Raw genomic sequence first — 21282 nt, 5'->3', positions numbered from 1 at the left:
TTTCATGATGATTACAAAAATTAAAACATATATATTGATAGGCGGATTAGCATTTACCTTAGGTTCGTGCAATAAGAACTATTTGGAGAAGTTGCCATTAGATAGCCCATCTAGTGAGACATTTCTTAAAAATGAGGAACAGCTAGAAATGGCAGTAACCGGGGCTTATAATGCATTATATTCAACTCCTAGAGCGACTCCGATGCCTTTTGCACTGACTTTGGACTATGCCTCGGATATTGGCTGGGAGAGAAATACAAATGCATTACAGCAACTAGGAATGGGATTGGCTGATGCTAATAATGAATTCACATTTGATGTATGGGAAATGCTATACATTGGAATAGGAAGATGCAATGAAATATTAACCAAAGCTCCTGCTCTAGAGGGCGTAGTGGCTGAAGAGAAGTTAAAGACAAGACTTGCAGAAGTAAGATTTATGAGAGCTTATTTTTATTTCTACTTAAATGAATTATATGGAGGAGTCCCCTTATTAACAAAGGTATACCAACTTTCTGAAGCACAGATTCCTAAAAAGACGAAAAGTGAGGTTAGTAATTTCATCATTGCAGAGTTAAAAGAAATAAGCGAAATTCTCCCAAAAGAATACGTTGGAGAGAACAAAGGGAGAGCAACCAAAGGGGCTGCTTTAGCCTTGCTTTCTAGAAACGCTTTATTTAATAAGCAGTGGAAAGAGGCCGCCGAAGCCGCACAGAAGGTTATAGATATGAATAAATATGAGCTGCACACAAATTTTGAGCAGCTATTCAAATATGCGGGGGAGGATTCGAAAGAAATTATATGGAACGTCCAATATAAGAAAGGGCTTAAAACGCATAGCATCTCATCACAGTTCTATTCCCGTTTGATGCAAGGGTTTTCTAACAAAATACCCGTTCAGTCGTTAGTTGATTCTTATGAATGTACAGACGGGTTATCTATTGATAAGTCAACAGTTTATGACCCCAAGAATCCCTTTAAGAATCGTGATCCAAGATTGACACAATCTATCGTATTGCCACAAACCGTGTTTCTAGGAGCTATGTTTGAAACTCATCCAGATAGTACAATGACCTGGGACTTTACAGGTCCAACCCCAAAGCGCATAGCAAATATTGATGCGACAAATGCTTTTGCCACTTTCTCAGGATACCTGTGGCGCAAGTATGCGGATGATATGGATAAGCCCGATCGTACTAACTCGGAGTTAAAGCCTATCTTATTCCGTTATGCAGAGGTGCTGTTGAACTATGTGGAAGCAAAAGCCGAGCTGGGAGAAATCGATAAGAGCGTTTATGACGCTATAAATGCTGTTAGACAAAGACCTTCTGTAAACATGCCCGCGATTGCAACAGGGAAAACTCAGAGCGAAATGAGGTCGGCAGTCCGCAAAGAGCGTAAATATGAGCTTGCTGGTGAAGGGCTGAGACTTTTCGATATTAGAAGATGGGGGATCGCAGAGAAAGTGATGGCAGGTAAGCTTTTGGGCAGGATCCCTAAGGCATGGTTATCAAACGCGCCAATTATTGATGAAAACGGTACACCAAGTTATAATAGTGTGGTTAATGGTGATCAGATGCGTGTTATAGAAGTTCGCGTTTTCAACCCCAAGCGTGACTATGTTTGGCCAATACCAAGAATTGAAACAGAGGTAAATAAAGTTTTGGATCAAAATGATCTGTATTAATTGGTTATCAGATATGAAAAAATCATTTTGTTTATTGATCGCTTCGCTTCTATTGTCTTCCACTCTTCTACATGCAAAAGGAGAGAATGAAGTCGAAGTCGATATTTGTATTTATGGTGGCACTTCTGCAGGTATCATTGCAGGATATACCGCTGCAAAATACGGAAAGTCCGTTATTGTTGTCGAGAGTGGAAGCACTTTGGGAGGCTTGACCACCGGAGGGTTGGGGGCTACCGACATTGGCAATAAATATGCTATTACTGGACTCGCCCGAAATTTTTACAGAAGGATTGGAGCACACTATAGCAAATTAGAACAGTGGACCTTTGAGCCTCATGTAGCCATGAAGGTATTTCAACAGTATATAGACGAAGTACAGTTGGATATTAGGACAGAAAAGCAATTGTCCAAGGTTTTGACTGAAAAAGGACGGATCAAACAGATTGTTTTACAGAGTCCGGCTAGTTCAGATAAGTTGACGGTCAAGGCTAAGGTATTTATTGACTGTTCTTACGAAGGCGACTTAATGGCTAAATCAGGAGTTTCCTATACTGTCGGAAGAGAAAGCAATGCAACATACGGCGAGACGTATAATGGCGTGCAGCTTTTGGATATACATCAATTTGCCGATGGTATAGACCCCTATGTGAAACGGGGAAAGCCGGAAAGTGGCTTACTGTGGGGAATTTCTCAAGAGTCTGTACAGGTAAATGGTAGTGCTGACAACAAAGTGCAAGCCTACAATTTCAGATTGACTTTGACCAAAGACAAGAACAATAAAATTGGGTTTACTAAACCGGATAATTATGACCCAAATCAATTTGAATTGTTATTACGCGTGATTGAAAATGAGAAATGGCCATCTATTCACAGCAAGCTTCGGACAGAAAAACTAGCTGATGGTAGCCTAGTGCGGTACCATACTGGAGGTTTTTTGATAAAAAATATGCCTAACGGGAAAACCGACTTTAATAATTTTGGAGCTTTTTCAACAGATATGATAGGGGCGAACTACGATTACCCCGAAGCTGATTATGAAAAACGTAGAGAGATATACAAAAAGCATGAGAATTATACCAAAGGGCTTTTGTATTTTTTATCCCACGAACCTAGGGTGCCAGAACATTTACGGAAGGAGATGGGAGAATGGGGATTCTGTAAAGATGAATTTTTAAAGACTTCAGGATTTTCTGACCAGTTATACATACGAGAAGCAAGAAGGATGGTAGGTCGGACAGTAATGACGCAAAAGCATTGTGAAGGGGAGTCTGTCGTCCAAGATGGTATCGGCATGGCTGCCTACCAGATGGATTCTCATAACTGTCAGCGCATTGTAGTAAATGGTATGGTCAAAAATGAAGGAGATGTACAGGTGGAAGTTGGACAGCCGTATCCCATATCATATGCTGCCATTACACCAAAAAAGCAAGAATGCGAAAATTTATTAGTTCCCGTTTGTTTGTCGGCGTCCCATATTGCTTTTGGTTCTATACGTATGGAACCCGTATTTATGGTACTATCACAATCGGCAGCAGTTGCTGCGGTACACGCTATCGACGCTATGAAAAGTGTCCAGGAAATAGATGTAAGTAAGCTACAGCTGGAACTTAACAAAAACCCTCTAGCTGACGGAGCTTTACCGGAACTTCTTATTGATAATGCAGACCTTTCTCCTGTTGACATTATAGGTGATTGGACAAGCGCGAATTATGGATATGGTAAAGATCGTTTAATATCGGGCAGACAAAATGTTTCTGCGAGTGTCAAGTTCAGACCAAACATCGGTAAGAGAAAACAGGGATTTGAGATATTTACCTATATAGCTAATGACGATCAACTAGCGGACACCCTGCATTACACCGTTTTTGATGGAGCTAAGATGCATTCTCGGCAGATACAACCCAAGGAAATCATCCGATTAGGGGACTCTTCAGGCGAATGGGTAAGTTTGGGGACATACACGCTAATAGGAAATGAATCGCCTTATGTACAAATCAGTGCTACCGAAGGGAAACATGTGGTTGCTGATGCTATTTTATTTAAAAAAGTCAATTAATTTTTCTATATTTAGGCTGTCCTGGTATTATATTTAATGGGGACAGCCTTTTTGACCAATTATGTTTATTGAAGAGAAAAACTTAAATACTCCTAGTTTGAGGAGAAAACCTAAAATCTACAACTTGCTGTATGTACAGGTCTTGTTTGCGATCGTTGCAGGGGTATTATTAGGTCACTACTATCCAAAGATAGGAGTTATGATGAAGCCTTTGGGGGATGGCTTTATTCAATTGATAAAGATGATTATAGCGCCGGTTATCTTCATTACTGTCTCCACAGGTATAGCCTCTATGACTGATATGAAGAAAGTGGGGAGGGTCGCTGGAAAGTCCTTTGTCTATTTTCTTACATTTTCAACTCTTGCTCTTATAGTCGGATTGTTGGTCAGTAACATCATTCAACCGGGTAACGGGCTGCATATCGACCCTGCTACTTTAGATTACAGCGCAGTATCTGAGTATGTAAAGGACGCTAAGCACCCTAGTCTTTTAAACTTTGTGCTTGACATTATTCCCAATACCCTCGTCAGTCCGTTGACCGGAACCAATATATTACAAGTGTTATTTACAGCGGTGCTATTTGGCGTCGCACTATCACAAACATTGGACAAAAGTAAACCCGTTTTAGATTTTCTACAAGCATTGGCTCATCCGGTTTTTAAAGTAGTCAGTATGTTAATGAAACTTGCTCCCTTAGGCGCATTGGGTGCGATGGCATTTACGATCGGTATGTATGGGATAGCGTCTATGAGTAATCTTATTGTATTGGTTTTAACCTTCTATTTTACTTCTGCACTTTTTGTATGCCTTATTTTAGGGGCAGTAGCACAGTACAATGGGTTCTCTATTTTTAAATTATTAAAATATCTTAAGGACGAGTTACTCTTAGTATTAGCAACCAGTTCCTCCGAATCAGCTTTACCATCGTTAATGCAAAAAATGGAAAAGGCGGGTTGTTCTAAGTCTGTAGTAGGCTTAGTTGTCCCGACAGGTTATTCATTCAATTTAGATGGAACGAATATATACATGACACTGGCAGCCTTGTTTATCGCACAGGCTTGCGATATTCACTTAGATTTTGGACAGCAGGCGGTTCTACTATTAGTTGCTATGCTAAGTTCAAAAGGAGCTGCAGGGGTATCCGGTGCAGGTTTTATAACCCTGGCGGCAACACTGGCAGTGGTACCTGAAGTACCTATTGCAGGTATGACACTGATACTCGGTGTAGATAAATTCATGTCGGAATGTAGAGCATTGACCAATTTTGTTGGAAATGCCGTAGCAACTATTGTAGTGGCGAAGTGGGAAAATCAACTGGACAAACCACAACTGGATGAGACATTAAATAATTAAGATCAATTTGTATTAGGAGAATGTGTAAGTTTTAGTTATACACCTTATATTTGAAGATCACTAGCATTACAAAATAATGAACCATAAAACTGACAACAAAAAAATAGGAATAAAGGAAATCGCCAAATTAGCGAACGTATCCATAGCGACAGTCGATAGGGTTCTCAATAACAGGAAAGATGTTTCAGAAAAAACGAGAGCCAGGGTTCAGGCTATTATTAAAGAAAATAATTACCAGCCCAACCTGTATGCCAGAGCACTCTCTGTTAAGAATAATCTAAGCTTTGCGGTTTTGATCCCAAAAACATCTTCACAGACAGGATACTGGGATCTATGCCTTAAAGGAATCAAGCAGGGAGTAGAAGAGTTTAGCACATTTGGTATAAACATAGATATATTTCTATATGATCAGGAGGATGTTCGCACATTTACAAAAATGTCAGATGATGTACTAACACGGAATTTTAATGCAGTAGTTATCGCTCCTATCTTTATTTCGGAAACAACTGTATTTTTGGAGGAGTGTAAAAAGCGGAAGATTGAGACCATATTTGTCAACTCTGATATTAAAGGATCTTCATCCTTAGGGTACATCGGCCCAGATCTACGCAGTACAGGGCGACTCGCTGCCAACTTGACATCTTATTTGGTTCAGGATAAGTCAAAATTGCTCATCTTAAACATTGCAAGGGGACTACAAAACTATGCCTACCTGAACACAAAAATAGAAGGATATGTTGACTATCTCAACGCAATGAACAGAGACTTTGAAATAGTCAATATCGATATCCCATCAAATAATTATGATGAGATAGCCATCGATTTGTTAAGACATGTAGGCGAATTCAATCCAGACCTAATATTTGTTACCAATTCCCGTGTTTCTGTAGTAGGACGGTTTTTTAACGAATTTAGACATATCAGAAAACCACATATAATTGGTTTTGATTTCCTCAATGAAAACGTGGAATTTCTTGCCAATGGGATGATCGATTTTTTAATTTGCCAGAGACCAGATAAACAAGGATATCTTGCATTGAATTATCTTTATAGACATTTTTTATTAAAAGAGGAGAAGGAAAACTTCAAACCCATGCCTATTGATATCTTAACGATAGAAAACTATCTGTTTTATGAAAACTAAAAAGAACTTGGAGAATACTTATTCTTTTTCTATATTTAAGGGTTGATACCGAGTTTGAAAAAATGTGAAACCTAAAGTATAAAAGAACAGATGATATTTATAATAGCCCCCCGTTTTGATGATGATTGGTCATTTTTTTTTACCAGCAACTCGGTAACGTTAACGAAACTGAAGTATTGTGATTTATGGTTTTTGAAAAAAATCTCAAGCCATCTTTGTATTATATCTTGATTTTAGATGGTTTTTAGAATAATATTGTCATTTACTCAACCAATGAGGGTTCTAACACTTATTAGTGTAGTAGTTATCAGTTCCTGTCGAAATCATAAAGACAAAGAAATAATAGATTTTATAAAGGTCTCTGATCAAACGTATTTGTCCGTTACAGAGGTAGCTAGCAATCTCGATGTACCTTGGGATATGCAATATAGCCCATCAACTAATTCTATTTTTTTTACACAGATAAAAGGAAAAGTTGCGGAGCTTAATTTAGAAACCAATAGTATAAAAGTCATATATGAGGTTCCTAATGTCTATCATCAAAGAACCCTGGGTTTACTTGGGTTGGCAATTCATCCCAATTTTGCAATTAATCCTTATTTATATATATGCTATACTACTAAAGAGCAGGATTCAGTCTTTAGTGAACTTAGACGTTTAGAGCTAAAAAACGGTCAAGTTATCGCTAGCAAGCTACTTCTTAAGATTGATGGGGGAACTGGACATAATGGCTCTAGACTTGCTTTTGATAATAGCCATAAATTATATTGGGCGACAGGAGATATACATTCATTGACACATGCTCAAGATTCGACGACACTGAATGGGAAAATATTACGTATGAACGACGACGGTGGTATACCTCATGATAATCCTATCAGAGGTTCATATGTATACGCTTGGGGATTTCGCAACATGCAGGGTATGACTTTTACTGCAAATGGCAATCTACTAACCTCTGAGCATGGTGATGCTATTGAAGATGAAATCAATTGGATAAGACCACTCAGCAACTATGGCTGGATAGATATTGAAGGTTATCATGATACACCAAAGGAACTGGCGATAGCAAGTAAAAGTCTCCGTACAGAACCTATAAAGGCATGGACACCGGTGATTGCCCCTGCTGCATTAAAATACTATAGCTTCACACAAATACCTGAATGGAATAATAGATTATTGCTAGGTACCTTGAAAGATCAATCACTGCGGATATTAAAATTAAATGTTAACCAGAATCAAATTATTGAAGAAGACATTTTTTTGAAAGATAAATATGGACGGATCCGAGCAATAACAGTAGATAAGAAAGGGAATGTCTATATAGCCACTAGCAATAGAGATTGGAAGCCACAAACAGATTTTCCATTAAAAACCGACGATAGAATATTGAAATTATCGCGAATAGAATACACTCCGCGAAATTTTTTAAGTAAAGAGAAGATCAGCAATGGTCAAAAAATGGATGCAAAAGCTTTGTATCAATCGTATTGTGCCTCTTGTCATAAAGCAGACGGCAATGGAACACCTGGAAGTTTCCCTTCGCTATTGAAGTCTAGCGCCATGAAAGACAGTAAAAAGCTTATACACATCGTGTTGAACGGTTTGAAAACAACAGAAGGAGATGATACGCAAGTTTACGACCTACCCATGCCCTCATTTTCTTTCCTAAAAGATGAGGAGGTAGCGAGTATTGTCAATTATATACGAACCCGATTAATCAACAGTACTCAGACAATTGACGCCAATATGGTAGGTGATATACGAAACCAAGAATAACTGAATTATATGAAAAAGATATTAAACATACTAGGCCCGGGGATCATAACGGCAGCATTGGTATTTGGTCCGAGCAAAATGACTATAACATCTAAAATGGGGGCCGATTATTCGTATTCACTCCTATGGATTGTTTTTATTGCTCTGTTTTTTATGGGAATATACACCGCAATGGGATCTCGTATTGGCGCTTCACAAGAGAAAAGCCTATTGACACTAATCAAGAACTATTTTAGTAAACCCATTGGTATCTTTATTGGTATCGGCGTATTCCTAGTAGCCACATCTTTTCAGGCGGGGAATAGTATTGGCGTGGGTATAGCTATTGGTGAAGCTACTGGGACAGCCCCGTATATATGGGTAGTTATATTTACGCTTTTAGGAATATGTCTACTGTTCTTTCCATCCTTTTACAAGGTTATGGAAAAACTGATGATCACACTCGTCCTCCTTATGCTTGCCTGTTTTATTGCCACACTCTTCTTGGCTGATATCGATTTTGGAGAGTTTGCGAAAGGGTTCGTACCTGCTATACCGGAAGGCTCTCTGGGATTAATAATTGCTTTTACAGCTTCTTGCTTCTCATTGGTAGGTGCATTCTATCAGAGCTATTTGATTCAAGAAAGAAAGAAAATGACAGTAGAAGGAGTCAATATCAAAAAAGCCGAAAGGGGAGGTTTTGTTGGGGTCGGTATACTAGGATTTATGAGTATGTCCGTAATGATCTGTGCGGCAGCTGTTTTATATCCTAAGGGCATACACGTAGGCAGCGCAGCAGAAATGGGAAAGGCATTAGAACCGCTTTTTGGAAAATATGCCAGTTCGTTATTCTTTGTAGGTTTATTTGGAGCTGCTTTTTCTTCATTAATCGGCAATGCAACCGTTGGCGGAGCTCTTTTGGGGGATGCTTTAGGTTTTGGCAGTAGCTTAAGTAGTATAAAGGTCAAGTTTTTGATTTCAGTCGTGATGATATTAGGTTCTGTTGTAGCCGTTTTATTTGGGAAACTCCCCTTAGAGCTTATTATTATAGCGCAAAGTATTACCATATTTTTAGTGCCATTTATTGGTATCTCTATCTATGTTATTGCCAACAACAAGAAGATTATGGGAGAGCAGGTCAACAATATGTTCTACAAAGTCGGGGGGGCTCTTGGGCTAATTGTGATATTGATTTTAATGATTAGTAATGTTTACGATATGTTTTTAAAATAATATGGAAAATCAGATTTTAAAGGAGTTAGAAAAAAAATACACCAAGCCTTCTGCAGAATTTCTTGCAGATTTGAAAAATATTGATGGTGACTTTATTTTTCTTGGAATTGGCGGGAAAATGGGACCGAGTATGGCTAAGTTGCTTATCGATGGGTTAAATGAACTCGGAATACAACGAAAAGTATATGGCGTGTCTCGTTTTTCAGATAAAATGGGCAGAGAATATTTAGAAAGCATAGGCGTAGAAACAATTGCTTGCGATCTACTGGATGATGAAGCGCTACAGCAGCTACCCGAAGTAGAGAATGTAATTTATCTGGCCGGATTCAAGTTTGGTGCCGTCGGTAAAGAAGATTTCACTTGGGCCATGAATACTTATTTACCAGGAAGGGTTGCCGATAAATTCAAGAAATCTAGGATTGTTGCGCTTTCCTCGGGCAACGTTTTACCTTTTGTACCGGTGACTTCGGCTGGCGTAGACGAAGAAGTCAGCCCAGAGCCTATCGGAGAATACGCTCAGAGCACACTCGGTAGAGAACGTATTTTTACATACTTCAGCAAATTAAATAATACACCTACACTTCTTTATCGTCTCAATTACGCCGTCGATTTCAGATATGGAGTAGTCAGAGAGATAGCTAAGCAAGTATACAATAATCAGCCAATCGACTTGACCAGCAACAACGTGAATGTAATCTGGCAACATGATGCCAATGAGATCGCGATACGTAGCTTTTTGTATACCGAGACTCCAGCCAAAGTGCTGAACGTAACAGGACCTGAGATTTTGTCGATCAAGTGGTTAGCCGAAAAACTTGCACAAGGTTTAGGAAAGCAAGCACATTTTGTGAATGAGCCGGAAGCCACCGCTTTGTTGAATAACGCGTCGCACTGTCATAGGTTGTTTGGTTTTCCCAAAGTCGGGATTTTAGAGATCATAGATATTACTGTTCAATGGATATTGAACGGCGGAAGTGAATTTGGTAAAGACACACATTTTCAAGAGAGAAAAGGCAAATTTTAATGAAACAATTAGATCAAGATAAAAAGGAATTGTTATTTGCAGGCACTGTATTGCCCGCACACCCACTCTGTTTAAATCAACAGAGACAGTTAGATGAGCAGAATCAGCGATTGCTGACCCAGTATTATATACAAAGTGGGGCTGGCGGCATTGCTGTTGGTGTACACTCTACACAATTCGAAATACGTCTTCCCGAGTACAATCTTCTAGAAGATGTCTTCAGAATTACTGCAGAGGTGATAGATGAATATAACATTAGTAGGCCTTTTATAAAAATTGCCGGGATAGTAGGACACACGGAACAAGCAGTAGCTGAAGCTAAACTAGCAGTTAAATATCATTATGATATGGGATTGCTAAGCATGGGAGGGTTGCAAGATCTAACTGAGGAGGAAATATTAAATAGAACTGAAGCTATAGCCCAGATCATACCTGTTTTTGGTTTTTACCTCCAGCCATCCGTAGGTGGCCGGATATTTTCCTACGATTTCTGGAGAAAATTTGTAAATATTGAGAACGTTATCGCGATCAAATGTGCATCGTTTAACCGATACCAGACATTAGATGTGGTAAGGGCAATCGCTAATTCCCATCGTAGGGAGGAGATCGCTCTATATACAGGTAATGATGACAATATCGTTGCCGATCTCTTATCTATCTACAAATTCAATGTAAACGGTCAACAACAGAGCGTTCAATTCAAAGGAGGGCTCTTAGGACATTGGGCAGTTTGGACCAGTAAGGCGGTAGAATTGCTCGAACGGGTTAAGGATTTTAAAAATAATCCAACAGCCGACAAATGGCAACATCTACAAGTCTTAAATAATCAGACCACGGATGCCAACGCTGCCTTATTTGATGTAGCAAATGATTTTCACGGCTGTATTCCCGGTATACATGAGGTTTTGCGTCGACAGGGGCTTATGAAAGGTATCTGGTGCTTGAATCCTGACGAGATACTTTCCAGTGGGCAGAGTGAAGAATTGACACGTATACAACTTGATTATCCATCGTTAAATGACGACTTATTTGTTGCTGAGTTCCTTAAAGAACATCAGGTAAAAGATACCGTATAATAAGAGCTACTCCGGGACTAAGAATAATCTGATGTGGGCCTCCTGAACCAACGATGAAAATTGTCGGTACAGAGGCCTTCTTTTATTCTACGATAACTGCTTTCCTTTGCTATTCCTGCGACAAAGACTACGAATTATAAAGCATCACAAACTTATCTTAAAGAAAGCCTTTTTTTAAATTAAAATTTGTTAATTCGATTAATTTTAAGATCAGGACATACACCCGTTTATCTTAATTATTAATAGTAGAATTTATATAGATCAAAAATGAAAAAAAACGGATTTATAATCTTAATTGTAATATCGAATATGTTTCTCGAAACATCTACTAAGGCTCAAGGCTTCACTTCTCGAGACAATAACCAAAATACCCTACACAATGTGTATTTTAATTACTATCAGGATTTCCAAAATTACGCCACCAACAAATCTAGTAAATACACAGGACTATATAGCAAATATGTGCTGATAGACTCTATGCCTATCTACTATCCTGTTACGAAAAAAACAGAAGAATATCCCTCACCATGCTATCAGATTATGGGAGACGGAACCGTTAAGACAGGCGTGTCCTATCATTACAGCTTTCTTCTTCAGATGTTTTATAAACGGTTGAGTTGTCTCAAAGACGGTAGTAGATTAGATCCAGATTTTATGAAGTATCAGGCTTTCGATTTCTTCGATAGTGAGACTACACGGGAAGCAATGGAGCTTTTAGAACTGTATGACAAGAAAAGAATAACTGGTGATGAGTTTGAAGAGCTCTTTCAAAGAGCGAAGGCACTTTTTAGGCAAGAGAAGTATAAACAAGCTAATGCCATATTTTCTTTCTTAGCAACAGTTGATGAAAGCTATCGCGAAGCAGCCCTTAATAACGTGGGCCTATCATTTTACAATCAAAAGTTGTATGGAAAAGCTATAGTATATTTTGAACAAGCCATAACACTTTACCCTCATGGCTACTTAGGGTATCTCAATGCTGGTGCAGCCCGGACTCATTTACCCGTTGATTTGGGAGATCACAATACTAGTATCTATTATTTTAAGAAAGCTTATGAGTTAGCACCGGACAATCCCTATGTCATTACAAATTACAAGAATGCAATTAAGCAGGTATTTGACGGGAGTGGGATCGAATTTCAGGACGGGAAATAGATCGATACATACAGATTAAGGGGTAGTAAAAAACAATAAGCCAGAAAAATAAGAATTTATTAATAAAAAGAGGGAAGGCTTTTCCCAAAGAATTGACCGATGCAAATGAAAATAAAAAAACCCAATCAGGAGATTGGGTTTTTTCTGTGCGCCCACCTGGGCTCGAACCAGGGACCAAAAGATTATGAGTCTTCTACTCTAACCGACTGAGCTATAGGCGCAGCTTTTTTTATTTACCAAAAGTGTAACATTGTTCCCTTTTGGTGATGCAATTATCGATATTTGTAACGAGAAAACAAAATTTTCTATGCAAAAAATTGAAAATATTATTTTGGATTACGGCAATGTAATCTTTATGATCGACTTCATTAAGTCACAAGATGCTTTTACTCAATTGGGTATCTCCAATGCAAGAGAAATATTCGCTCATCATGGTCAAATTACATTATTTGATGATTTTGATAAAGGAAATATAACTCCCGATGAATTTCGAGATGGAATTCGAACATTAACCAATAATACTGGGTTAACAGATTCAGAAATTGATAACGCATGGAATGCTTTGTTGGTTGGAGTCCCTGCAGGAAAGCATGAGCTGTTACTTGAGTTACAGACTAAATTTAGAACGTTCCTTTTGAGTAATAACAATGCGATTCATTATACTTATTGTATGCAACATATCAAAGATAAATATGGAGTTACTGACAATACTATCTTTTTCGAGAAGACATACTATTCCCACTTCATGGGCATGCGGAAGCCGGAAGCTGAGATCTTTAGTGTAGTATTGGGCGAAAATAGATTAGATCCTTCAAAAACTTTGTTTGTTGACGATAGTCCGCAGCACTTGGAAACAGCCTCTTTATTAGGTATAAATACAGCTCTATGCAGTAAAGAAAACCCGTTAGAGAAAATTATTAAAGATTGGAATTTACTGTAAAAAAAATATTTCATATTTAAAATATAATATTTACATTTGCAGCCACAAGAATTTTTGCAACGGAAGGAGGTATACAGGAACTATGATTATTATTAATGTTAAAGAGGGAGAATCTTTAGATAGAGCATTGAAACGCTTCAAAAAGAAATTTGAGAAGACGGGTGTAGTACGTGAGCTTCGTGCTCGTCAAGCATTCGAGAAAAAATCTGTATCACGTCGTATCCAAGTTAAAAAAGCGATTTACAAACAAGGATTACAGCAGGACAACGCGTAACGCTTGTTACAGCATAAAGAGCCCAACTATATTTAGTTGGGTTTTTTTGTTGCTCTATTTGTATAAAGCAAAGTTAATTTTCTATCATTGACCTTGTTACAATAAAACTAACCAAATAAATCATTTTTCTTTTCTAAAACTGACTTAAAATTGTATCTTCGTGCTCGCTTAGGGAGAGATGTCTGAGTGGTTGAAAGAGCAGACCTGGAAAGTCTGTGTACGGGATGACTGTACCGTGGGTTCGAATCCCACTCTCTCCGCAAAAAACTTCATCGAAAGATGGAGTTTTTTTTCGTTCTAGCGGGATGAAGATCCACGGGATTCGATTCGTAGAAGGTTTAGGAATGATATCGGTTTTTAAAAATCAATCAGATTTTCCTTCAGATTGGAAGACTCATGTTCTAATAATTCTTTGTAAAATAGATCAGCCTGTTTTCTGCTCAACATCTGGTGTTTTATATAATGCTCTTTCCGATACAGTGCCGCTCTTAAAAAGTAAGCTTGAAATTCCTTTAGACCATAACGGCCATAGAGATTGAAATAAGTACACATATCACCTAAAAATTCCACAACATAATCAGAAGTTTTTTCATCCAGAATCTGAGACCAACCTATGACTTCACAGTAGTTTGGGTGCGGTGTGGTGCCGATAAATTCTCTGTACTCTTCAGGAGAGCTGTCAAAGAGCAATTCCAGCTCTCGTTTGTTGATAACAATAGTTTGTTTAAAGTCCGTCGTATCATTTATCAACTGACCTATGAGTTCATATTGTGTGTCCTGATCGATAAAAAAGTCAGCTGTGACGACGAGCCAACCAGGTTCCAGGGGCAATGCGCGAAGACCATGCGTTTTTAGCAAAGCTTTACAGGCAGGATTATAATCCACACCATCTTCCCGGTTGTAGACAAAAACCCGTGTCTGGGTGTTGTTTTCCTCTTCATGATAGTACATTTTACAATCATTGTAAACACCTACTTCCCATAGGGTCTCCGAAACCTTATAGTAATCAGGTTGATTATCCAACGATGTATCTTTTTCCTTGTAGCTATTAAAAGAAAGATAGCCACCATTCATCATTCGACCCTCCACTTCGAACATGGTTTTACCATGTTTATATTCCATGCTTAAAAAAGAAAGATAATCTTTGCCGAATCCCTCTCTGTACTGTGATGTCATTACCGGCGCACTACCATCTGGGTTATATAAAATAATAGAAGTGTCGCCATTACTATAGATATGATACGTCAGACGTTCTTTAAAGTGGTACCGAACCACCATTGAGCTATCCGCTGTTATTTTACTAACGACTTTGATAGGAAGGAAGGAGGAGAGGCTATAGGTAAGATTGCTAATCAAGATTACAAAAAAGGTACACGCAAGGGCTTTTATTTTCATTTTTATTATTTAATACCTCAAAAGTAAAAACCATTCCTTGTTCTATATTAATACATTTACAATTCGTTGATAAACTTTATAATTCGTATTTTGAAATAGTATCTGACCTGCGCATAAGGTTGAATTAGGAACAAGAGATATGGACAAGAACTCAAATCAAACAAAGGTTTTGGAATCTAACATAGCTGTATTTTACAAAGTAGATATTGTGGTGATAGGGGCAGGCCAGGCCGGCTTATCAGCAGCCTATTATCTTAAAAAGGCAGGCTTAGTATCAGGTAATGGTTTTGTCGTCTTAGATGATGAGTTTGGGGCTGGTGGCGCCTGGCAGCATCGTTGGGACTCATTGACTTTACAGAATGTAAATGGAATAAATGATTTACCGGGAATGAGCTTCTCTGACACGGTGGATCTAGCAGACAAAGCGTTACAGGCCAATGTTGCGTTACCTAAGTACTACGAGCAGTACGAGCGAGCGTTTAATCTACCAATAATACGCCCTATAAAAGTTAATCGCGTCACCGAGCGCAACGGGCGTTTTTTAGTACATACCAATGGGACGCAGTTTAATGCCAGAGGTATAATTAACGCAACAGGAACATGGAAGACACCTTATTGTCCGAAATACCCCGGTTGGGAGCTATTTAAAGGCTTACAATTGCACACAGGGAATTACAAGACTGCAGAAGAGTTTGCTGGGAAGCGAGTTATCATAGTAGGTGGAGGAATTTCAGCCGTCCAATTGCTTGGCGAAATTTCAAAGGTTGCTAAGACGACATGGGTAACCCGCAGGCCTCCTGATTTTAGAAACTATGAATTCAGTCCCGAGCTCGGGCGGGAAGCTGTAGCTATGGTAGACCAACGCGTACGTGAGGGGTTACCTCCCAATTCGGTAGTATCGGTTACAGGGCTCCCCATTACTCCTGCTATTCAATGGATGCTCGATCGAGGAGTATTAGAACGAAAGCCTATGTTTAAAGAATTTACCGAGACGGGGGTGCGCTGGGAAGACGGAACCACGCTGGATGCAGATATTGTTTTTTGGAATACAGGCTTTCGGCATTCGCTAGATCATTTAATCCCACTTCAACTAATGAACGAAGAGGGGGGCATAACAATGTCAGGTCAGCTCGCGACTCAGGTTGCTAATGATCATCGGATTCATCTCACAGGTTACGGACCCTCAGCCTCTACTATCGGAGCCAATCGTGCGGGTAGAGCCGCTGCGCGCGAACTTATGGATTATCTGGGATTGTAACACTTCTTAACTTGAGTAAAGAAAAGCCTACATGTTTTCAAGGATAAGTTACAAAATGACTCCTTTTTTAAGGAAGAAAGCGTGCTTTTTTGGAGAGATTGCTTTAAATTTGTACGTCCGCATAGGGTAGCGGTTCAGAGACTTGTTTATCCTGACAGAATTGAAAAGAATTGAAAGAACAAATAACACCGATCAAGACGTATTGGACTGCTTGTAAAGACTGTCGCGGACGTGGAAAAAAACGGCGTAAGTTAACTAAGAAAGTAAAACTACGCTACCAATATGAACTAGAGCGCTTCGAAAATTCTGATCGGAGCGGTGTTGCTCCTGAGCGTCCTCGCGGGCATCTATCTATCTGTATGAGTTGCGATGGTTCAGGTCTACAACAGACAGATCACCCTCCGATTGCAGATACAGAGCATTATCCACATGTAGCCATCATTGGTGGAGGTATAGGGGGCATGGCTTTAGCTGTCGCCTGCTACCATAGAAGCATTCCGTTTACACTTTACGAACGCGACAATGACTTTGAAGCACGGTCCCAGGGTTATGGGCTTACATTGCAACAAGCGAGTAAAGCAATGAAAGGTTTAGGTGTTTTCTTGGGTAATAGCGGTGTTGTATCTATACGTCATCTGGTACATGCCACAGATGGACGGGTATTAGGTCAATGGGGAGGGGGGATACCTGCTCCTAGAGCGGAAGGAACTTCCGTCAGGCGGTCCAACATACATATAGCACGACAGTCTTTACGAAGCAGCATCTTAGAACAGCTTGGAGAGGACAACGTTATACGGTGGGGGTACCAGTTGATTGATATTCACGAAACCGAAGATCAACGTTTAGAAATGTCATTTTCTGTGAATGGAACAATTAGAAGAGCGTCGGCCGATTTATTGGTCGGAGCAGATGGAATCCGTAGTACAGTACGTCGATTATCTATAGGAGAGGGGAGCAGTCCTTTACGTTATTTGGATTGTATGGTTATACTGGGCATCTGCCCTTTAGTAGAGCTTGAAAAGCTTGAGAGTCCTTTGTTAGATTCCGAGACAGTATTTCAGACTGCTAATGGTAAGGAGCGGCTTTATGTAATGCCTTATACGGCAGATTCCGTCATGTGGCAATTTAGTTTTCCGATCTCCGAATCCGAGGCTCAGCAACTTAGCAGGTTAGGATCTCATGCCCTAAAAGAAGAAGCTTGCCGACGTACATATTGGCATAGTCCTATCCCAGAGCTTATGGCTGCCACTCCTGTAGCTAAAGTATCCGGATACCCTGTGTATGACCGCCGACAATTAACTCCGTCCGATTTTACTTCCGTTGGAAATATGACAGTATTGGGAGACGCAGCTCATCCTATGAGTCCATTTAAGGGGCAAGGAGCTAACCAAGCGCTGTTAGATGCGCTATCCTTAGCTCGGATTATAGCGCAGGAATGTCCGTTTGTCGATTGGAAAAAAATGGGCCTACGAGACACTGTGTTAAAAGATTTCGAAAAAGAGATGCTGATACGTAGCGCGTCCAAAGTCCAAGGGTCTGCTGATGCTGCACAGTTCTTGCACTCCGATATTGTTTTAGACGAAAGCAATCAACCAAGAGGCAAGTGTCGCCTAGGATAAATAATAACGCTGCTATTTCTTTCTCTCCGTTAGTTTTGAGGGTTTTTTGACTTGGGTGGGATGAAGATAAATATGAACGTTATTTTGTGTAGATTTAGCTGGTATCTAATACCTGAAAAACAATATATCGACAAGTCATGGGCTATAATATACCTGAGCATCTTAAAGGGCTTACAGAGCAGGAAGTGAAGCTTTCACAAGAACTTTCTGGCTATAATCAAATGGATGGACTACATAAGAGCAGTTGGTTCGAAATGCTGTTAGACATCCTAAAAGAGCCGATGTTGATACTATTGTTTGCTATTTCCATAATCTATTTGATTGTAGGTGATTATGGCGAAGCGACTTTTATGTTGGTTGCTATTGTTCTGGTTTCTGCAATTTCCTTTTATCAGGACAATAGAAGCAAGAAAGCGCTGGAAGCACTCGAAAAATTAAATGAGCCACTCAGTACTGTCATTCGACACGGGAAAGTGATACAGATTCCTACACACGAGGTCGCTGTTGGAGATTTATGCGTTACGGAGGAAGGTCAGATGATCAATGCCGATGGAAAGATTGTCCATAGTAACGACTTTTCAGTGAATGAATCCTCACTTACAGGAGAGAGTATGTCCATATTTAAAAATGTGGACAGTGACGATAATCATGTCTATAGTTGCACTGTTACAGTTTCCGGTCTCGCCGTTTTCAAAGTTGATAAAATTGGGAAAGAAACCCGAATGGGCAAGATAGGATCATCCATTGCTAACATACAAGAAGAAGCGTCTCCATTGCAACTGCAGATTACAAAGTTTGTAAAGACCATGGCTATAGCTGGTATTGCCATATTTGTGATGGTATGTGCTGTCAACTATTATCAGAGCAGAAACCTCTTAGACAGTTTGTTGAATGGCCTAACATTAGCCATGTCGATACTTCCAGAAGAGATCCCTGTAGCGTTTACAACCTTCATGGCATTAGGTTCATGGAAGTTGATGCAGCGAGGGATTATTATCAAGCGTAGTTCTATTGTAGAAACGTTGGGGAGTACTACGGTGATATGTACAGACAAGACTGGTACGATAACGGAAAATAGCATGCAGCTCAAATATCTCTATGACTACCAGACTGATCGTACTTATGACAGCAGTTCATTTAACAGTCCATCAATAGATGGGCTCGTGAGTTATGCGATGTGGAGCAGCGAACCTATTCCGTTCGATCCGATGGAAAAAACCTTACACCAAGTGTACCAAAATACACAAAAACAGGACCTCAGAAAGACTTATAATCTTTTTCACGAGTATCCTTTGGAAGGCAAACCTCCAATGATGACGCATCTCTTTGAAAATAAAAATCAAGAACGGATTATTGCTGCAAAGGGTGCTCCGGAGGCCATTCTTCAAGTATCGAGGCTTACCGATGCTGGGAAAGACAAGGTCCGTACTCTAATAGCAGAACTAGGCAAGCAAGGATACCGTATTCTCGGGGTTGCCAAATCTACCTTCGATGGTTACAATTTCCCAGTTAAACAGCAAGACTTTGAATTTGAGTTCTTGGGACTAGTAGTTTTTTATGATCCACCCAAAGCAGGTATCAGCGAAGTGTTCCAACAGATCTATGATGCGGGGATACAGGTGAAGGTTATCACGGGAGACAACGCGGATACCACGCGGAGCATCGCCAGTCAGGCAGGGATCCGACATACGGAGAAGGTGATCGGAGGTAAAGAGATTATGGATTACTCCGATCAGGATATGGAACAGGTAGCAGAAAATAATGTATTGTTTACCCGAATGTTTCCAGAAGCAAAACTAGCTGTGGTCAATGCCTTAAAAAGAAAAGGAGAGGTAGTCGCTATGCTGGGCGATGGTGTAAATGATGGACCGGCACTCAAGGCTGCTCATATTGGCGTAGCGATGGGCGATAAAGGAACAGAGATTGCTAAAGCTGCTGCATCATTAGTGTTGACAAATGACGATCTGGCGAAGCTGATCACCGGCATAGCTGCGGGAAGGAGAATATACAGTAATATAAAGAAGGCCATTCAATACATCATATCAATTCATATACCTATTATATTGACCGTGTCGTTACCACTGTTTTTAGGATGGGTATTTCCACAGATTTTCACACCCGTACATGTTATATTTCTAGAATTGGTGATGGGGCCTACCTGTTCTATCGTTTATGAAAATGAGCCTATGGAAAAGAATACCATGAAAGTCCCTCCGCGACTCATGACCGATACGTTCCTGAATTGGAAGGAGGTAGGAATTAGTATCGTACAGGGGATTGTGATTACAATAGGCATACTTTTGGCTTACCAGATTACTGTACAGCATGGGGGGACAGAAGAGAAGACCCGGGCTATGGTTTTTACAACACTTATTTTTGCTAATATTCTGTTGAGTCTTGTCAACAGATCCTTCTACTACAGTATATTCCAAACGATGAAATACAGGAATAATTTGTTAACAGGGGTAATTATAATCACCTTAGCCATGTTGTTTTCTATTTTGTTTTTTAAACCTTTCTCCGATTTTTTCGCAGTGACAGATTTGACGATGTCCGAATTAGCACTGGCTTTAGGAATAGGAGCGGTATCTGTTTTATGGTTTGAAGTGTATAAGTTTGTAAAGAGAAAAAAGTAACTGGTTGTTGATTGGATCCGCTGCGATACAGAACCATATACTATTGCTTAAGGTATCCGAACAACTGAGGACGGATCGTTATGTAGCTTCTTTCGATAATGTAATTGTACCAACCCTGTATCAAAGGTTTTAGCATTAACGAGTTCCAAAAGCAACTCCTGTCTACCATCTTTAAATAACCTAGTGCCTCCCCCCAGTAGTACAGGTATGATCGATAAAATCAGTTCATCGATTAGCTCTTCTTTTAAGAAAGCATCGATTATATCAGCACCACCGTCACAATATATATTCTTTCCGGGTTGGGATCGCAAGGTTTGCAAGAGCTCAACAAGGCTCCCCGAATAAAAAGTTGTACGACCTGTATTCGACCTAGGCGTCTTTGTGATTACGTATACATTTCTTTCACCGTTATCGTAATGCGAAGCACCTAACTCTCTAACGACATAGTCATAGGTTTTTCTACCGATGATCAAGGTGTCTATGGTTGCTGTAAAATCAGCGTAGCCATAATCTTCACCCTCCTTTTCTACCATTTGCAGAAAACTCAGGTCATCATTGGGTTTTGCGATATAACCATCCAGACTAGCAGCGATGTAGATAGATAATTTTCTCATTGTTGTGATTTCTATTAAATAAATTTTTCAATAATAGTAAAAAGGAATAGCCCAACTGA

16 protein-coding genes and 2 tRNA genes are annotated in these 21282 nt (G+C 39.6%); 15 read left to right on the top strand and 3 right to left on the bottom strand.

The genetic code is table 11. The features are described from left to right. The first annotated feature begins 4 nt into the window (after positions 1 to 4). The 9 genes from JKG61_RS10965 to JKG61_RS10925 all read left to right on the top strand — a co-directional run bounded on the left by JKG61_RS10965 (position 5) and on the right by JKG61_RS10925 (position 12487). Complete coding sequence (locus JKG61_RS10965) at positions 5 to 1687, top strand: RagB/SusD family nutrient uptake outer membrane protein (protein WP_202103020.1); 1683 nt, start codon at positions 5 to 7, stop codon at positions 1685 to 1687. Between the two features lie 13 nt (positions 1688 to 1700). Then, entirely contained in the window at positions 1701 to 3743 is a 2043-nt protein-coding gene (locus JKG61_RS10960; RefSeq protein WP_202103019.1) for an FAD-dependent oxidoreductase, read from the top strand. 97 nt (positions 3744 to 3840) lie between these two features. Continuing rightward, positions 3841 to 5097: a dicarboxylate/amino acid:cation symporter gene (locus JKG61_RS10955; protein ID WP_317192405.1), complete on the top strand. Its 1257-nt coding sequence runs from the start codon at positions 3841 to 3843 to the stop codon at positions 5095 to 5097. Positions 5098 to 5173: 76 nt separating this feature from the next. Next, the gene (locus tag JKG61_RS10950; RefSeq protein WP_202103017.1) at positions 5174 to 6241 is read left to right on the top strand and encodes a LacI family DNA-binding transcriptional regulator; all 1068 of its coding nucleotides are present in this window, start codon (positions 5174 to 5176) and stop codon (positions 6239 to 6241) included. A 273-nt stretch (positions 6242 to 6514) separates the two neighbouring features. After that, the gene (locus tag JKG61_RS10945; RefSeq protein ID WP_202103016.1) at positions 6515 to 8020 is read left to right on the top strand and encodes a PQQ-dependent sugar dehydrogenase; all 1506 of its coding nucleotides are present in this window, start codon (positions 6515 to 6517) and stop codon (positions 8018 to 8020) included. Between the two features lie 9 nt (positions 8021 to 8029). Beyond that, complete coding sequence (locus JKG61_RS10940; protein WP_202103015.1) at positions 8030 to 9232, top strand: Nramp family divalent metal transporter; 1203 nt, start codon at positions 8030 to 8032, stop codon at positions 9230 to 9232. A gap of 1 nt (position 9233) precedes the next feature. Continuing rightward, entirely contained in the window at positions 9234 to 10256 is a 1023-nt protein-coding gene (locus JKG61_RS10935; RefSeq protein ID WP_202103014.1) for an NAD-dependent epimerase/dehydratase family protein, read from the top strand. After that, on the top strand, positions 10256 to 11332 hold the full coding sequence (locus JKG61_RS10930) for a dihydrodipicolinate synthase family protein (RefSeq protein WP_202103013.1): 1077 nt from the start codon (positions 10256 to 10258) through the stop codon (positions 11330 to 11332). The genes JKG61_RS10935 and JKG61_RS10930 overlap by 1 nt, the downstream gene beginning before the upstream one ends. Before the next feature lie 267 nt (positions 11333 to 11599). Next, positions 11600 to 12487 carry a tetratricopeptide repeat protein gene (locus JKG61_RS10925; protein ID WP_202103012.1) on the top strand — a complete coding sequence of 296 codons (888 nt, stop codon included), beginning with the start codon at positions 11600 to 11602 and terminating at the stop codon, positions 12485 to 12487. A 147-nt stretch (positions 12488 to 12634) separates the two neighbouring features. Here the strand turns inward: JKG61_RS10925 and JKG61_RS10920 are convergent. After that, positions 12635 to 12708 (bottom strand) — tRNA-Ile (locus JKG61_RS10920). A gap of 86 nt (positions 12709 to 12794) precedes the next feature. Here JKG61_RS10920 and JKG61_RS10915 point away from each other — a divergent pair. The 3 genes from JKG61_RS10915 to JKG61_RS10905 all read left to right on the top strand — a co-directional run bounded on the left by JKG61_RS10915 (position 12795) and on the right by JKG61_RS10905 (position 13961). Beyond that, on the top strand, positions 12795 to 13427 hold the full coding sequence (locus JKG61_RS10915) for an HAD family hydrolase (RefSeq protein WP_202103011.1): 633 nt from the start codon (positions 12795 to 12797) through the stop codon (positions 13425 to 13427). A gap of 82 nt (positions 13428 to 13509) precedes the next feature. Beyond that, complete coding sequence (gene rpsU, locus JKG61_RS10910) at positions 13510 to 13701, top strand: 30S ribosomal protein S21 (RefSeq protein ID WP_202103010.1); 192 nt, start codon at positions 13510 to 13512, stop codon at positions 13699 to 13701. 172 nt (positions 13702 to 13873) lie between these two features. After that, a tRNA-Ser gene (locus tag JKG61_RS10905) sits at positions 13874 to 13961 on the top strand. 97 nt (positions 13962 to 14058) lie between these two features. On the opposite strand, the gene JKG61_RS10900 is transcribed toward JKG61_RS10905, so the two are convergent. Then, positions 14059 to 15096, bottom strand: coding sequence for a hypothetical protein (locus tag JKG61_RS10900; protein WP_202103009.1), 1038 nt, complete (start codon positions 15094 to 15096; stop codon positions 14059 to 14061). A 139-nt stretch (positions 15097 to 15235) separates the two neighbouring features. Between JKG61_RS10900 and JKG61_RS10895 the strand changes: the two genes are divergently transcribed. The 3 genes from JKG61_RS10895 to JKG61_RS10885 all read left to right on the top strand — a co-directional run bounded on the left by JKG61_RS10895 (position 15236) and on the right by JKG61_RS10885 (position 20609). Then, complete coding sequence (locus JKG61_RS10895) at positions 15236 to 16354, top strand: NAD(P)-binding domain-containing protein (RefSeq protein WP_202103008.1); 1119 nt, start codon at positions 15236 to 15238, stop codon at positions 16352 to 16354. 170 nt (positions 16355 to 16524) lie between these two features. After that, positions 16525 to 17973 carry an FAD-dependent oxidoreductase gene (locus JKG61_RS10890; RefSeq protein WP_237249450.1) on the top strand — a complete coding sequence of 483 codons (1449 nt, stop codon included), beginning with the start codon at positions 16525 to 16527 and terminating at the stop codon, positions 17971 to 17973. Positions 17974 to 18110: 137 nt separating this feature from the next. Next, positions 18111 to 20609: a cation-translocating P-type ATPase gene (locus JKG61_RS10885; RefSeq protein ID WP_202103007.1), complete on the top strand. Its 2499-nt coding sequence runs from the start codon at positions 18111 to 18113 to the stop codon at positions 20607 to 20609. A 47-nt stretch (positions 20610 to 20656) separates the two neighbouring features. Here JKG61_RS10885 and JKG61_RS10880 read toward each other — a convergent pair whose 3' ends face one another. Further along, complete coding sequence (locus tag JKG61_RS10880) at positions 20657 to 21223, bottom strand: dihydrofolate reductase family protein (RefSeq protein ID WP_202103006.1); 567 nt, start codon at positions 21221 to 21223, stop codon at positions 20657 to 20659. Between the last annotated feature and the right edge of the window lie 59 nt (positions 21224 to 21282).

The sequence above is a fragment of the Sphingobacterium faecale genome, from assembly GCF_016746095.1.
In the GTDB taxonomy this organism is placed as follows: Bacteria; Bacteroidota; Bacteroidia; order Sphingobacteriales; family Sphingobacteriaceae; genus Sphingobacterium; species Sphingobacterium faecale.
Note: the sequence above shows the minus strand (reverse complement) of the source record. Positions and strands in the feature narration are given on the sequence as shown.

Coding starts and splice junctions, on each gene's coding strand:
- rpsU (WP_202103010.1), top strand. CDS start 13,510: ATGATTATTATTAATGTTAAAGAGGGAGAATCTTTAGATAGAGCATTG.
- JKG61_RS10965 (WP_202103020.1), top strand. CDS start 5: ATGATGATTACAAAAATTAAAACATATATATTGATAGGCGGATTAGCA.
- JKG61_RS10915 (WP_202103011.1), top strand. CDS start 12,795: ATGCAAAAAATTGAAAATATTATTTTGGATTACGGCAATGTAATCTTT.
- JKG61_RS10930 (WP_202103013.1), top strand. CDS start 10,256: ATGAAACAATTAGATCAAGATAAAAAGGAATTGTTATTTGCAGGCACT.
- JKG61_RS10950 (WP_202103017.1), top strand. CDS start 5,174: ATGAACCATAAAACTGACAACAAAAAAATAGGAATAAAGGAAATCGCC.
- JKG61_RS10945 (WP_202103016.1), top strand. CDS start 6,515: ATGAGGGTTCTAACACTTATTAGTGTAGTAGTTATCAGTTCCTGTCGA.
- JKG61_RS10940 (WP_202103015.1), top strand. CDS start 8,030: ATGAAAAAGATATTAAACATACTAGGCCCGGGGATCATAACGGCAGCA.
- JKG61_RS10935 (WP_202103014.1), top strand. CDS start 9,234: ATGGAAAATCAGATTTTAAAGGAGTTAGAAAAAAAATACACCAAGCCT.
- JKG61_RS10880 (WP_202103006.1), bottom strand. CDS start 21,223: ATGAGAAAATTATCTATCTACATCGCTGCTAGTCTGGATGGTTATATC.
- JKG61_RS10885 (WP_202103007.1), top strand. CDS start 18,111: ATGGGCTATAATATACCTGAGCATCTTAAAGGGCTTACAGAGCAGGAA.
- JKG61_RS10900 (WP_202103009.1), bottom strand. CDS start 15,096: ATGAAAATAAAAGCCCTTGCGTGTACCTTTTTTGTAATCTTGATTAGC.
- JKG61_RS10960 (WP_202103019.1), top strand. CDS start 1,701: ATGAAAAAATCATTTTGTTTATTGATCGCTTCGCTTCTATTGTCTTCC.
- JKG61_RS10925 (WP_202103012.1), top strand. CDS start 11,600: ATGAAAAAAAACGGATTTATAATCTTAATTGTAATATCGAATATGTTT.
- JKG61_RS10895 (WP_202103008.1), top strand. CDS start 15,236: ATGGACAAGAACTCAAATCAAACAAAGGTTTTGGAATCTAACATAGCT.